The 13,036-nt window shown below is 54.0% G+C and carries 26 protein-coding genes; all 26 read right to left on the bottom strand.

Annotation, left to right across the window (positions count from 1 at the left end; translation table 11 throughout):
- Positions 1–10: 10 nt before the first annotated feature.
- Positions 11–1,015, bottom strand: coding sequence for a DNA-directed RNA polymerase subunit alpha (locus tag ABD013_RS15045; protein ID WP_343807701.1), 1,005 nt, complete (start codon positions 1,013–1,015; stop codon positions 11–13).
- A 25-nt stretch (positions 1,016–1,040) separates the two neighbouring features.
- The gene (rpsD, locus tag ABD013_RS15050) at positions 1,041–1,661 is read right to left on the bottom strand and encodes a 30S ribosomal protein S4 (RefSeq protein ID WP_343807704.1); all 621 of its coding nucleotides are present in this window, start codon (positions 1,659–1,661) and stop codon (positions 1,041–1,043) included.
- 15 nt (positions 1,662–1,676) lie between these two features.
- Positions 1,677–2,066 carry a 30S ribosomal protein S11 gene (gene rpsK / locus ABD013_RS15055; RefSeq protein ID WP_010324082.1) on the bottom strand — a complete coding sequence of 130 codons (390 nt, stop codon included), beginning with the start codon at positions 2,064–2,066 and terminating at the stop codon, positions 1,677–1,679.
- A 19-nt stretch (positions 2,067–2,085) separates the two neighbouring features.
- Positions 2,086–2,442: a 30S ribosomal protein S13 gene (gene rpsM, locus ABD013_RS15060; RefSeq protein ID WP_343807709.1), complete on the bottom strand. Its 357-nt coding sequence runs from the start codon at positions 2,440–2,442 to the stop codon at positions 2,086–2,088.
- 137 nt (positions 2,443–2,579) lie between these two features.
- Positions 2,580–2,696, bottom strand: coding sequence for a 50S ribosomal protein L36 (gene rpmJ / locus ABD013_RS15065; protein ID WP_007021200.1), 117 nt, complete (start codon positions 2,694–2,696; stop codon positions 2,580–2,582).
- A gap of 17 nt (positions 2,697–2,713) precedes the next feature.
- Positions 2,714–4,039, bottom strand: coding sequence for a preprotein translocase subunit SecY (gene secY, locus ABD013_RS15070; RefSeq protein ID WP_343807712.1), 1,326 nt, complete (start codon positions 4,037–4,039; stop codon positions 2,714–2,716).
- Positions 4,040–4,474 (bottom strand): 50S ribosomal protein L15, encoded by a 435-nt coding sequence (rplO, locus tag ABD013_RS15075; RefSeq protein ID WP_343807715.1) that lies wholly within the window; start codon positions 4,472–4,474, stop codon positions 4,040–4,042.
- Positions 4,475–4,487: 13 nt separating this feature from the next.
- Entirely contained in the window at positions 4,488–4,670 is a 183-nt protein-coding gene (gene rpmD / locus ABD013_RS15080; RefSeq protein ID WP_343807718.1) for a 50S ribosomal protein L30, read from the bottom strand.
- Between the two features lie 3 nt (positions 4,671–4,673).
- On the bottom strand, positions 4,674–5,177 hold the full coding sequence (gene rpsE / locus ABD013_RS15085; protein WP_343807721.1) for a 30S ribosomal protein S5: 504 nt from the start codon (positions 5,175–5,177) through the stop codon (positions 4,674–4,676).
- An 11-nt stretch (positions 5,178–5,188) separates the two neighbouring features.
- Positions 5,189–5,539, bottom strand: coding sequence for a 50S ribosomal protein L18 (gene rplR, locus ABD013_RS15090; protein ID WP_343807724.1), 351 nt, complete (start codon positions 5,537–5,539; stop codon positions 5,189–5,191).
- A 9-nt stretch (positions 5,540–5,548) separates the two neighbouring features.
- Positions 5,549–6,082, bottom strand: a complete 534-nt coding sequence (gene rplF, locus ABD013_RS15095) for a 50S ribosomal protein L6 (protein WP_343807727.1) — start codon at positions 6,080–6,082, stop codon at positions 5,549–5,551.
- 11 nt (positions 6,083–6,093) lie between these two features.
- The gene (rpsH, locus tag ABD013_RS15100) at positions 6,094–6,486 is read right to left on the bottom strand and encodes a 30S ribosomal protein S8 (RefSeq protein ID WP_343807730.1); all 393 of its coding nucleotides are present in this window, start codon (positions 6,484–6,486) and stop codon (positions 6,094–6,096) included.
- Positions 6,487–6,567: 81 nt separating this feature from the next.
- Positions 6,568–6,873: a 30S ribosomal protein S14 gene (gene rpsN / locus ABD013_RS15105; RefSeq protein WP_343807733.1), complete on the bottom strand. Its 306-nt coding sequence runs from the start codon at positions 6,871–6,873 to the stop codon at positions 6,568–6,570.
- 13 nt (positions 6,874–6,886) lie between these two features.
- The gene (gene rplE, locus ABD013_RS15110) at positions 6,887–7,426 is read right to left on the bottom strand and encodes a 50S ribosomal protein L5 (RefSeq protein WP_343807736.1); all 540 of its coding nucleotides are present in this window, start codon (positions 7,424–7,426) and stop codon (positions 6,887–6,889) included.
- A 14-nt stretch (positions 7,427–7,440) separates the two neighbouring features.
- Positions 7,441–7,764, bottom strand: coding sequence for a 50S ribosomal protein L24 (gene rplX / locus ABD013_RS15115; RefSeq protein WP_343807739.1), 324 nt, complete (start codon positions 7,762–7,764; stop codon positions 7,441–7,443).
- Between the two features lie 101 nt (positions 7,765–7,865).
- Positions 7,866–8,234, bottom strand: coding sequence for a 50S ribosomal protein L14 (gene rplN, locus ABD013_RS15120; protein WP_239040617.1), 369 nt, complete (start codon positions 8,232–8,234; stop codon positions 7,866–7,868).
- Between the two features lie 86 nt (positions 8,235–8,320).
- Positions 8,321–8,584: a 30S ribosomal protein S17 gene (gene rpsQ, locus ABD013_RS15125; protein ID WP_106591412.1), complete on the bottom strand. Its 264-nt coding sequence runs from the start codon at positions 8,582–8,584 to the stop codon at positions 8,321–8,323.
- Positions 8,581–8,775 (bottom strand): 50S ribosomal protein L29, encoded by a 195-nt coding sequence (gene rpmC, locus ABD013_RS15130; protein ID WP_343807742.1) that lies wholly within the window; start codon positions 8,773–8,775, stop codon positions 8,581–8,583. Before rpmC ends, rpsQ begins: the two co-directional genes overlap by 4 nt.
- On the bottom strand, positions 8,775–9,188 hold the full coding sequence (rplP, locus tag ABD013_RS15135; RefSeq protein WP_343807745.1) for a 50S ribosomal protein L16: 414 nt from the start codon (positions 9,186–9,188) through the stop codon (positions 8,775–8,777). The genes rpmC and rplP overlap by 1 nt, the downstream gene beginning before the upstream one ends.
- A gap of 11 nt (positions 9,189–9,199) precedes the next feature.
- On the bottom strand, positions 9,200–9,880 hold the full coding sequence (gene rpsC / locus ABD013_RS15140) for a 30S ribosomal protein S3 (protein ID WP_343807748.1): 681 nt from the start codon (positions 9,878–9,880) through the stop codon (positions 9,200–9,202).
- Positions 9,881–9,905: 25 nt separating this feature from the next.
- On the bottom strand, positions 9,906–10,238 hold the full coding sequence (gene rplV, locus ABD013_RS15145) for a 50S ribosomal protein L22 (protein ID WP_425543414.1): 333 nt from the start codon (positions 10,236–10,238) through the stop codon (positions 9,906–9,908).
- An 8-nt stretch (positions 10,239–10,246) separates the two neighbouring features.
- Entirely contained in the window at positions 10,247–10,525 is a 279-nt protein-coding gene (gene rpsS / locus ABD013_RS15150; RefSeq protein WP_010324100.1) for a 30S ribosomal protein S19, read from the bottom strand.
- Between the two features lie 12 nt (positions 10,526–10,537).
- The gene (rplB, locus tag ABD013_RS15155) at positions 10,538–11,365 is read right to left on the bottom strand and encodes a 50S ribosomal protein L2 (RefSeq protein ID WP_343807751.1); all 828 of its coding nucleotides are present in this window, start codon (positions 11,363–11,365) and stop codon (positions 10,538–10,540) included.
- A gap of 14 nt (positions 11,366–11,379) precedes the next feature.
- Positions 11,380–11,676: a 50S ribosomal protein L23 gene (gene rplW / locus ABD013_RS15160; RefSeq protein ID WP_343807754.1), complete on the bottom strand. Its 297-nt coding sequence runs from the start codon at positions 11,674–11,676 to the stop codon at positions 11,380–11,382.
- On the bottom strand, positions 11,673–12,278 hold the full coding sequence (gene rplD, locus ABD013_RS15165; RefSeq protein WP_343807757.1) for a 50S ribosomal protein L4: 606 nt from the start codon (positions 12,276–12,278) through the stop codon (positions 11,673–11,675). The genes rplW and rplD overlap by 4 nt, the downstream gene beginning before the upstream one ends.
- Before the next feature lie 11 nt (positions 12,279–12,289).
- Positions 12,290–12,928 (bottom strand): 50S ribosomal protein L3, encoded by a 639-nt coding sequence (gene rplC, locus ABD013_RS15170; RefSeq protein ID WP_343807760.1) that lies wholly within the window; start codon positions 12,926–12,928, stop codon positions 12,290–12,292.
- Positions 12,929–13,036: the final 108 nt, after the last annotated feature.

Raw genomic sequence — 13,036 nt, forward strand, 5'->3', positions numbered from 1 at the left:
GAAGTCAGACTCAAGAGGCAACCTTGTCATCGCCTTTCAGGCTGGCCGGAGGCCAGTTTTCCAGACGCATGCCAAGTGACAGACCTTTGGATGCCAGCACATCCTTAATCTCGGTCAGTGACTTCTTGCCCAAGTTAGGAGTCTTCAGCAGTTCTACTTCGGTACGCTGGATAAGATCACCAATGTAGTAGATCTGCTCTGCTTTCAGACAGTTCGCGGAACGTACAGTCAGCTCCAGGTCATCGACCGGACGCAGAAGAACAGGATCGATCTCCGGTTCATTCGGCTCTGCACGGGTCTGTTCGCCAGCATCTTCAAGATCGACAAACACAACCAGCTGCTGCTGCAGAATGGTCGCCGCCCGACGGATGCACTCTTCGGGATCGATCGTGCCGTTAGACTCGATATCGATCACCAGTTTATCCAGGTCGGTGCGCTGTTCCACACGTGCGCTTTCAACAGCGTAGGATACGCGCAGAACAGGGCTGTAGCTGGCATCCAGCTGCAGGCGTCCAATGGCACGAGTTTCGTCTTCGTCGCTCACACGTGCGTCAGCCGGCACGTAACCGCGGCCACGCGTCACACGCAGCTGCATGTTCAGCGAATGGCCCGGGTTGAGGTGCGCAATCACATGTTCCGGGTTGGCAACCTCAACGTCCTGATTCAGCTGGATATCACCTGCTGTCACCGGACCAGCCTCTGACTTGGAGAGAGTCAGGAGCGCTTCATCACCGTTATGCAGAGCGATGGCAACACCTTTGAGGTTCAGCAGGATCTCAATGACATCCTCCTGAACACCCTCGATGCTGCTGTACTCGTGCAGTACACCTTCAATTTCCACTTCCGAAATTGCACAACCCGGCATGGAAGAGAGCAGGATACGGCGCAGCGCATTGCCCAGAGTATGGCCGAACCCTCGCTCAAGCGGCTCAAGAGTCACTTTAGCGCGGGTTTTGCTAATCTCCTGCACGTCAATGTGACGTGGGTATAGAAACTCGTTTACTGAACGCTGCATAGTTCCACCAGTCAAGAGTTCAAAATTACTTCGAGTAGAGCTCGACAATCAGGTGCTCGTTGATGTCGGCTGACAGATCACTACGTTCCGGCAGGGACTTGAAAGTACCTTCCATCTTCGCAGAGTCAACTTCAACCCACTCAACCGGAGCACGCTGAGCAGCCAGTTCCAGAGCGTGTTTGATACGCAGCTGGTTTTTGGCTTTTTCGCGAACTGCTACTACGTCGCCAGCCTGTACCTGGTAGGAAGGAATGTTCACAACCTGACCGTTGACAGTGATCTGACGGTGAGAGACAACCTGACGTGCTTCAGCACGGGTAGAACCGTAACCCATGCGGTATACAACGTTGTCCAGACGGCCTTCCAGCAGCTGGAGCAGGTTTTCACCGGTTGCACCCTTACGGCGTGCAGCCTCTTTGTAGTAACCACGGAACTGACGTTCCAGTACGCCGTAGATGCGACGTACTTTCTGTTTTTCACGCAGCTGCAGACCGTATTCAGACAGACGACCGCGACGGGCGCCGTGAACACCAGGTACTGTTTCTGCTTTGCACTTGCTATCAAGCGCGCGGACACCACTCTTCAGGAAGAGGTCGGTGCCTTCACGACGGGACAGCTTGCACTTTGGTCCAAGATAACGAGCCATATTACCGTCTCCAGATTAAACGCGACGCTTCTTCGGCGGACGACAACCGTTGTGCGGAATCGGTGTCACGTCCGTGATGTTTGTGATTTTGTAACCACAGCCGTTCAGGGCACGAACAGCGGATTCACGACCCGGTCCCGGGCCCTTCACAAACACGTCGAGGTTTTTCAGACCGTATTCCAGAGCTGCCTGACCGGCACGCTCGGCCGCAACCTGAGCTGCGAACGGGGTGCTCTTACGGGAACCACGGAAGCCGGAGCCACCTGAAGTTGCCCAGCTCAGAGCGTTACCCTGGCGATCGGTAATAGTGATGATGGTGTTGTTAAAAGAGGCATGGATGTGCGCGAGGCCATCCGCCACCTGCTTTTTAACCTTTTTACGAGTGCGATTACCTGGCTTAGCCATATTCGGAAATTCCTATCGCTTACTTACGGATCGGCTTGCGCGGTCCTTTACGGGTACGCGCATTCGTCTTGCTGCGCTGACCACGTACCGGCAGGTTACGACGGTGACGCAGGCCACGGTAGCAACCGAGGTCCATAAGACGCTTGATGTTCATGTTGACTTCACGACGCAAATCGCCTTCTACAGTCAACTTGGCAACTTCACCACGAACATTATCGAGCTGCTCTTCAGACAGGTCTGCGATTTTGGTGCTCGGCGCAATGCCGGTCGCTTCGCAGATCTGGTTGGCAGTCGTGCGGCCAATCCCGAAAATGTAAGTCAGAGAAATTACCGCATGCTTATTGTCAGGAATATTGACGCCAGCTATACGGGCCATTCAATGTACTCCATATTAGTGTTCTGGGAGATGCTCACCAGAACCAATCATTCTTTAGTTCGTGGAAGGCGCGCAATAATATACCCTGATCAAAAATAAATCAAGGCTGCGCGCTTCCACTCCCGGCCAGCTGTGGATTAACCCTGGCGCTGCTTGTGTCGGGGTTCCACTTTGCAGATCACGCGCACGGAACCGTTGCGGCGTACGATCTTGCAGTTACGGCAAATCTTTTTGACAGATGCGCGTACTTTCATGATCCACCTCGTTAGGCTTAGCGCAGGAGACCTGCGCCGCCTTTAAGATTCGATTTTTTCATCAGGGACTCATACTGGTGTGACATCAGGTGTGATTGCACCTGCGCCATGAAGTCCATCACCACAACCACTACGATCAGCAGTGAAGTACCGCCGAAGTAGAACGGCACGTTCCACGCTACCACCAGGAACTGGGGCATCAGTGAAACCGCTGTGATGTAAAGCGCGCCAAACAGAGTCAGACGGCTCAGCACGGAGTCGATGTACCGTGCAGACTGATCACCAGGACGGATCCCTGGAATAAAGGCACCTGATTTTTTCAGGTTATCTGCCACATCACGCGGATTGAAAACAATCGCGGTGTAGAAGTAGCAGAAAAATACAATCGCCATTGCGAACAGCAGAATGTACAGCGGCTGTCCCGGACCCAATGCCAGAGCCACATCCTGGAGCCACTCCATGCCTTCAGACTGACCAAACCACTGGCCAACGGAAGCAGGAAACAGCAGGATGCTGGAAGCGAAGATCGGCGGAATAACACCCGCCATGTTGACCTTCAGCGGCAGATGGCTGGACTGAGCTGCATACACGCGACGGCCCTGCTGACGCTTTGCATAGTTAATGGTGATACGGCGCTGGCCGCGTTCCATGAACACTACAAAGCCCACAGTGGCAATCGCCAGGACAGCGATGGCCAGCAGCGCCAGGATATTGAGATCACCCTGACGCGCTGCTTCAAAGGACTGGCCGATCGCGCTGGGCAGACCCGCCACAATACCGGCAAAGATCAGAATCGAGATACCGTTACCGATGCCGTGCTCGGTGATCTGCTCACCCAGCCACATCAGGAAGACAGCACCTGCCACCAGAGTCACAACTGCTACAAAGTAGAAGCTGAAGTCAGCCACGAAGGCGACACCCTGATTAGCCAGACCAACCGCCATACCAAACGCCTGCAGAGTCGCCAGAACGACCGTACCATAGCGGGTATATTGGCTGATTTTACGCCGTCCGGCTTCCCCTTCCTTCTTCAACTGTTCCAGCTGCGGGCTCACAACGGTCATCAACTGCATAATGATAGAGGCAGAGATGTAGGGCATGATACCCAGTGCCAGGATCGACATGCGCTCCAGTGCACCACCCGAAAACATGTTGAACAGACTGAGGATAGTTCCCTGGTTCTGATCAAACAGCGCAGCAAGGCGATCGGGGTTGATACCGGGAACGGGGATATGCGCCCCGATCCGGTAAACAATGATCGCGATCAGAACGAATCTGAGTCGAGCCCAAAGCTCTTTCAGTCCGCTCTGCATGCCTGCCGGTATTTGTCCTTGTTTAGCCATTTACGCCTCGACTTTGCCGCCAGCAGCCTCGATCGCAGCCTGTGCACCTTTGGTCACTTTAAGACCTTTAACGGTGACTGCCTTGTTGATCTCACCAGACAGAATCACACGTGCAGATTTGATCTCTTCACGGATGATGTCAGCCTGTTTCAGCGCAGCCAGATCGACAACGTCGACACCGGCAGCAGCCAGTTCGTTCAGACGAACTTCAGCTACGTAACGCGCCTGACGAGAAGTGAAACCGAATTTCGGCAGACGACGCTGAATTGGCATCTGACCGCCTTCAAAACCCGGCTTAACACTGCCGCCAGAGCGGGATTTCTGACCCTTGTGACCACGGCCACAAGTTTTACCCAGACCGGAGCCGATACCACGACCTACACGCTTGGGAGCGTGCTTGGAACCAGCGCCCGGGCGCAGAGTATTCAAACGCATTGGGTGACTCCTCTTACTCGCCTACTACACGAACCATGTAGTTGACTTTGTTGATCATGCCACGCACCGCCGGAGTATCTTCCAGCTCAACGGTGTGACCGATGCGACGCAGACCCAGGCCTTTAACGGTCTGGATGTGCTTCGGCAGACGACCGATGGTGCTGCGTACCAGGGTAACCTTGATAGTGTTCGCCATGGTTTAACCCTCCAGGATGTCTTCGACGGTTTTGCCACGCTTGGCTGCAACATCTTCCGGAGCAGACATCTGCTTCAGACCGTTGATGGTTGCACGCACTACGTTTACCGGGTTGGTAGAACCGTAGCACTTGGCCAGTACGTTGTGGACGCCTGCCAGTTCCAGCACTGCACGCATCGCACCACCGGCGATTACACCAGTACCTTCAGATGCCGGCTGCATGTAAACCTTGGAAGCACCGTGACGGGCTTTCACCGGGTACTGCAGAGTGTGGCCGTTCAGCTGAACGCTGATCATGTTACGGCGAGCCTGCTCCATCGCTTTCTGGATAGCAACAGGTACTTCGCGCGCTTTACCGCGACCGAAGCCAACGCGACCGTTACCGTCACCAACGACAGTCAGCGCTGTGAAACCGAAGATACGACCGCCTTTTACCACTTTAGCGACGCGGTTTACCTGAACCAGCTTCTCTTGCAGTTCACCGTCTTTCTGTTCGTGATTTGCCATATTAGAAACCTTTAGAATTCCAGGCCGCCTTCGCGAGCAGCATCAGCAAGAGCTGCAACACGACCGTGGTATTTGAAACCGGAGCGGTCAAACGCTACCTTGGATACGCCTGCTTCTTTAGCACGGCTGGCAATCAGAGCACCCACTTTCTTGGCTGCTTCGATGTTACCGGTAGCACCTTCACGCAGATCCTTTTCCACTGTAGAGGCAGAAGCCAGAACCTGGCTGCCATCAGCAGAGATAACCTGCGCGTAAATGTGACGCGGAGAGCGGTTCACGCAAAGGCGAACAGCACCCTGATCACGCATCTGCATGCGCGAACGACGCGCACGACGAATACGAGCTTGTTTTTTATCGTTCATGACCCTGCCTTACTTCTTCTTAGCCTCTTTACGGCGTACATATTCATCAGCATAACGAACACCCTTGCCTTTGTACGGCTCAGGCGGACGGAATGCGCGAATTTCTGCAGCCACCTGACCAACACGCTGTTTGTCAGCACCGCTGACAACGATAGTAGTGTTGTTCGGGGTTTCGGCAGAAACACCTTCGGGCAGTTCGTAATCGATCGGGTGAGAGAAGCCAAGCGTCAGGTTAACAACCTTGCCTTTGGCCTGCGCACGGTAACCAACACCCAGCAGATTCAGGGTCTTGGAAAAGCCTTCGCTTACGCCGATAACCATGTTGCTGACCAGGGCACGTGTAGTACCTGCCAGAGCCATGGACTGTTTGGCGCCATCACGCGGAGCAAATACCAGCTGACCTTCAGCCTGCTCAACAGTAACTGACGGGTGCAGGTCCAGGTCCAGCTGACCGTTCTTGCCTTTAACAGCCAGAGACTGGCCAGCCAGCTTAACTTCTACGCCTGCCGGTACAACTACGGGTTTCTTCGCAATTCGTGACATTGGAATACCTCTTAGAAGACCGTGCAGATAACTTCACCACCGATGCCTGCTTTGCGAGCAGCGCGATCAGTCATGACGCCTTTGCTGGTAGAGACAATTGCGATACCCAGACCATCTGCCACTTTCGGCAGGTCAGCTGCGCTCTTGTAGATACGCAGAGACGGGCGGCTTACGCGCTTGATCTCTTCGATAACCGGCTTGCCTTCGAAGTACTTCAGCTCGACAGACAGAACAGGTTTCACATCACCTTCAACAGAGAAGTCAGCGATGTAGCCTTCATCCTTCAGTACAGTTGCAACTGCAACCTTCTGCTTGGAAGACGGCATGGCAACATGGGCTTTTTCAGCCATGTGTCCGTTGCGGATACGGGTAAACATATCCGCGAGGGTGTCTTGCATACTCATGCTATTAACGTCCTCTTAAGTGCAGCTCAGTGCGGTAGCAGGCAGAGCCTGCCCAGACCACTGGGCTTACCAATAGCAAGCTTACCAGCTTGCCTTCTTCAGGCCCGGAACATCTCCGCGCATTGCAGCTTCACGCAGCTGGTTACGGCACAGTCCGAACTTGCGGTAAACCGCGTGCGGACGACCTGTAACCTGGCAACGACGCTGCTTGCGCACCGGGCTAGCATCACGCGGCAATTTCTGCAGCGCGACCTGTGCATCCCAAACTTCGTCTTCAGAGCTGTTCGGGCTTGCGATAATTGCTTTGAGCTCAGCACGTTTGGCGGCGTATTTGCCAGCCAGTTTTTCGCGCTTGAGCTCACGCTGGATCATAGAAACCTTAGCCATTACTCAACCCTTCTTATTTCTTGAACGGGAACTGCAGCGCAGACAGCAGTGCACGACCTTCGTCGTTGTTCTTCGCGGTGGTGGTGATGGTGATATCCAGACCACGCAGCTTGTCGACCTTGTCGTAGTCGATTTCCGGGAAGATAATCTGCTCTTTCACGCCCATGCTGTAGTTGCCACGACCATCGAAAGATTTCGGGTTCAGGCCACGGAAGTCACGGATACGCGGGATGGAGATATCCACCAGACGATCCAGGAATTCCCACATCTGCTGACCGCGCAGAGTGACTTTACAGCCGATCGGCCAACCTTCACGAACTTTAAAGCCCGCGATGGATTTACGTGCCTTGGTAACAACCGGCTTCTGACCTGCGATTGCAGTCATGTCAGCCACAGCGTTTTCCAGCTGTTTCTTGTCACCCAGAGCTTCACCCACACCCATGTTCAGGGTGATTTTGGTGACACGAGGAACAGCCATGACGTTCGGGCTGCTCAGCTCTTCTTTAAGCTTCTGCTTAATTTCGTTTTCGTAAAGCGCTTTCAATCTTGACATTGCACCAACCCCTCTTACTTATCACCGCCGACGAGTTCGCCGGTGGACTTGAAGAAACGTACCTTGGTGCCGTCTTCAAGCAACTTGAAGCCTACTCGATCACCTTTGCCGGTCTGCGCGTTGAAGATAGCAACGTTAGAAGTTGCGATAGCCGCTTCCTTCTCAACGATACCACCCTGCTGACCCAACATCGGATTCGGCTTCTGGTGCTTCTTGATCATGTTGATGCCAGACACGATCAGACGATCGTTAGCGAGCACGCGCATAACCTTGCCACGCTTGCCCTTGTCTTTACCTGCGATAACGATGATTTCATCGTCGCGACGAATCTTACGCATTATTTTACCTTGTCGTTTCCTGCTACCCTCTCATGCTCAAAAACGCCAAACCCTATCGGGAGTGGCGTTTTCATCATAAGAACAAACTCAAAAGAGTCGTCTTACAGCACTTCAGGCGCCAGGGAAATGATCTTCATGAACTTCTCAGTACGAAGCTCACGCGTTACTGGCCCGAAGATACGAGTTCCGATCGGAGCGTCGTTGGCGTTCAGCAGAACCGCAGAGTTAGTATCAAAGCGGATCAGTGAACCGTCCGGACGACGAACACCTTTACGGGTACGTACTACGACAGCCTTAAGTACCTGGCCTTTCTTTACCTTGCCACGCGGAATTGCTTCCTTGACGGTCACCTTAATGATGTCGCCAACAGAGGCGTAGCGGCGGTGAGAACCACCCAGGACCTTAATACACTGCACTCGCTTGGCGCCGCTGTTGTCAGCAACATCAAGCATCGTTTCAGTCTGAATCATGGTCTACTCCACAAACTGTATAAACCGTCACCGCAACATCATTTCAGCCGCGGTGAACTGGCATAATGGAGCAAAGGCGCACTAGTTTACACCTTTGCTGCACGCTCTTCAATGCGAACAAGTGACCAAGTTTTGGTCTTGGACAGCGGACGGGATTCGGCGATAGTCACCAGGTCACCCATCTGACACTCATTCTTCTCATCGTGAGCATGCAGTTTGGTGGAGCGCTTCACAAACTTACCGTAGATCGGGTGTTTTTCTTTACGCTCAACCAGAACAGTGATGGTCTTATCCATCTTGTCACTGACGACCTTACCGGTCACAGTACGAGTACGTTTTTCCGCGCTCATTTAGTCACCTGCTTTTCGTTCAGTAGAGTCTTAACGCGAGCAATATCGCGACGAACCTGACCCAGCAGGTGAGTCTGTGCCAGCTGGCCAGTAGCTTTCTGCATACGCAGGTTAAACTGGTCCTTCAGAAGACCCAGCAGAGCCTGCTGAAGCTCTTCAACGGACTTGTCACGCAGTTCAGCAGTTTTCATTACATCACCGTCCGCTTAACAATAGTTGTAGAAACCGGCAGTTTGGCAGCAGCCAGTGCGAAAGCTTCGGTAGCCAGTTCTTCCGGGACACCGCTCATTTCGAACAGCACTTTACCCGGCTGAATCTGGGCAACCCAGTACTCTACGCTACCCTTACCCTTACCCATACGTACTTCAAGCGGCTTGGTAGTGATCGGCTTGTCCGGGAATACACGGATCCAGATCTTACCACCACGCTTTACGTGACGAGTCATGGTACGACGGGCCGCTTCAATCTGGCGAGCAGTGATACGGCCACGACCGGTCGCTTTCAGTGCAAATTCACCAAAGCTGACCTTGCTGCCGCGCTGTGCCAGGCCACGGTTGCGACCTTTCATTACCTTGCGGTATTTCAGTCGTTTCGGTTGCAGCATTGACGTCTACCTCACTTACCTTTCTTCTTGGGTGCGTTCTTCTCGGCACGTACCTGTTCGATACCACCGAGGACTTCACCCTTGAAGATCCAGACTTTAACGCCGATCACACCGTAAGTGGTGTGGGCTTCGTAGGTAGCGTAATCGATGTCCGCACGCAGAGTGTGCAGCGGTACACGACCTTCACGATACCATTCAGTACGCGCGATCTCGGCACCACCGAGACGACCGCCCAACTGAATTTTGATGCCTTTGGCGCCCTGACGCATAGCGTTCTGAACCGCGCGCTTCATGGCACGACGGAACATCACACGACGTTCCAGCTGGCTGGCAACGCTCTGTGCAACCAGTTTCGCATCCAGATCCGGCTTGCGTACTTCTTCGATGTTGATGTGAACAGGCACACCCATCATCTGGGAAACAGCGTTACGCAGCTTCTCGACGTCTTCGCCTTTCTTGCCGATCACGATACCCGGACGCGCCGTGTAGATGGTGATCTTGGCATTCTGTGCCGGACGCTCGATTTCGATGCGGCTTACAGATGCATTTTTCAGCTGCTCGTCCAGGTACTTACGTACCTGAAGATCGTTCAGCAGCTTTGCAGAGTATTCAGCCTTGTCGGCGTACCATACAGAGGTATGGTCCTTGACAATACCAAGCCGAATACCGGTCGGATTGACTTTCTGACCCATATTGAACTCTCCTAGCAATCAGCTCTTAGTCTGCCACCTTGACGGTGATATGTGACGAACGCTTCAGGATGCGATCGGCGCGACCCTTGGCACGCGGCCGGATACGCTTCATGGTCATCCCTTCATCAACGAAGACAGCTGATACGCGCAGATCATCAATATCGGCACCTTCGTTATGCTCCGCATTCGCGATAGCAGACTCCAGAACCTTCTTGACCAGATCGGCACCTTTCTTCGTGCTGAACGCCAGGATATTCAGAGCTTCGCCCACAGATTTACCACGGATCTGATCAGCGACCAGTCGGGCCTTCTGGGCGGAGATGCGGGCGCCTGTGTGCTTGGCGATAACTTCCATCATCTACTCCCTTACTTCTTCTTGGCCTTCTTGTCGGCTGCATGACCGCGGTATGTACGTGTCGCAGCGAACTCGCCCAGTTTATGGCCGACCATGTCTTCGGTAATGAATACCGGGACATGCTGACGACCGTTGTGTACTGCAATGGTAAGACCGACAAACTGCGGGAACACAGTTGAACGACGTGACCAGGTCTTGATCGGACGACGTTCGTTAGCCTCGATTGCAGCCTCTACCTTCTTCAGCAGGTGAAGGTCGATAAAAGGACCTTTCTTCAGTGAACGTGGCACAGCTGATTCCTCTTATTTAGCCTGACGACGGCGTACGATCAGTTTATCAGTACGCTTGTTCTTGCGAGTCTTGTGACCCTTGGTCGGCACGCCCCACGGAGTAACCGGGTGACGACCACCAGAGGTACGACCCTCACCACCACCATGCGGGTGATCAACCGGGTTCATCGCCACACCGCGAACGGTCGGACGAACACCACGCCAGCGCTTGGCACCAGCTTTACCCAGCTGACGCAGGCTGTGCTCAGAGTTGCTCACTTCACCCAAGGTAGCGCGGCAATCAACCAGCACCTTACGGGTTTCGCCAGAACGCAGACGCAGAGTCGCGTAAGCACCTTCACGGGCTACCAGCTGTGCGGAGGTTCCTGCTGAACGCGCGATCTGAGCACCTTTACCAGGCTTCAGTTCGACGCAGTGAACAGTACTACCCAGCGGAATGTTACGCAGCGGCAGAGTGTTACCGATTTTGATATCAGCATCATCACCAGAGATGATGCGAGCACCGGCCTGCAGACCTTTCGGCGCGATGATGTAGCGACGTTCACCGTCAGCGTACTTCACCAGCGCGATGTTGGCAGAACGGTTCGGATCGTATTCCAGGCGCTCAATCTGTGCCGGGATACCATCCTTGTTGCGACGGAAGTCGATAACACGGTAGTGAGCCTTGTGACCACCACCGATGTGACGAGTCGTGATACGACCGTTGTTGTTACGACCACCAGTCTTGCTTTTCTTCTCGACCAGCGCAGCAAACGGCTTGCCCTTGTGCAGGCCTTCGCTGACCACTTTAACGACGTGACGACGTCCAGCAGAGGTCGGCTTTGCTTTAATAACTGCCATGGTTCAACCCCTCGTTATTCGCCTGCCAGGAAATCGATTTCAGAGCCTTCGGCCAGACGAACGTACGCCTTGCGAACATCGTTGCGCTTGCCCATGCCACGCATGGTACGCTTGGTTTTACCCTTGATGTTCAGCACGTTAACGCCTGCAACCTTAACGTTGAACAGTTCTTCAACGGCTTGTTTGATTTCCTGCTTGGTTGCGTCTTTGGCCACACGGAAAACTACCTGCTCGCTGCCTTCAGCAACGATGGTGGCCTTTTCAGAGATGTGCGGTCCGAGCAGCACTTTATAAATGCGTTCCGGGTTCATGCCAGCACCTCCTCAATTTTCTTCAGAGCAGGAACTGTCACCAGGACCTTCTCGAAACCAACCAGGCTAACCGGGTCGATACCAGCAGCGTCGCGTACGTCCACATGCGGAACGTTGCGGGCAGCCAGATACAGATTCTGCTCGACGTTTTCGGTGATCAGCAGCGCGTTGTCCAGCTTCAGATCTTCCAGCTTGGCAACAAACTGCTTGGTCTTCGGTGCTTCCAGCTGGAAGTCTTCAACGACAACCAGACGCTCCTGACGCACCAGCTCAGACAGGATGCAACGCATGGCAGCGCGGTACATCTTCTTGTTTACTTTCTGAGCGTAGTTACGCGGCTGAGCGGCGAAGGTTACACCACCCGCACGCCACAGCGGTGAACGGCTAGTACCCGCACGGGCACGACCGGTACCTTTCTGACGGAACGGCTTGGCGCCACCACCAGATACTGCGGAACGGTTTTTCTGCGCTTTGCTACCCTGACGGCCTGCTGCCATGTAGGCAGTGACAACCTGGTGCACCAGCGCTTCATTGAACTCTTTACCAAATGCCAGATCGGATACTTCGACCGATCCAGTGGCTCCAGTCAGATTCAGATTCATAGCAATCCTCCTCAGGCGCGTGCTTTAACAGCAGGTTTAACGATGACGTCGCCGCCGGTGGCGCCCGGGATTGCACCCTTGACGATCAGCAGGTTGCGCTCAGCGTCTACACGCACGACTTCCAGAGTCTGTACGGTGCAACGCTCGTCACCCATGTGACCGGCCATCTTTTTACCTTTGAATACACGACCCGGGGTCTGGCACTGACCAATGGAACCCGGAGCACGGTGAGAAACGGAGTTACCGTGAGTCGCATCCTGAGTAGCGAAGTTCCAGCGCTTAACGCCGCCCTGGAAGCCTTTACCCTTGGATTGACCGGTAACGTCAATTTTCTGACCTGCTTCGAAGCGCTCAACAGTCAGCGAATCGCCAACGTTGATTTCCTCGTCACCATTCACACGGAACTCCCACAAACCGCGACCGGCTTCTACGCCAGCCTTGGCAAAGTGACCTGCTTCCGGCTTGCTCAGGCGGTTAGCCTTCTTGCTACCGGTAGTCACCTGTACCGCCGCATAACCGTCAGTTTCGACAGTTTTAACGCTGGTCACACGGTTCGGTTCCATCTCGATGACGGTGACTGGCACGGACACGCCATCTTCAGTGAAGATGCGGGTCATACCCGCTTTACGTCCGATAAGTCCTACAGACATGTTTATACCTCTTGCCAGTTGTGTACGGGGCTGTCACCCACTATGGCTGCCCTTTTCAGGGACATTCCACAAATAGCGCTTCATTAATTGAATAATTCTGCGCAGTGC

This window comes from Marinobacterium maritimum, from assembly GCF_039523155.1.
Taxonomy (GTDB): domain Bacteria; phylum Pseudomonadota; class Gammaproteobacteria; order Pseudomonadales; family Balneatricaceae; genus Marinobacterium; species Marinobacterium maritimum.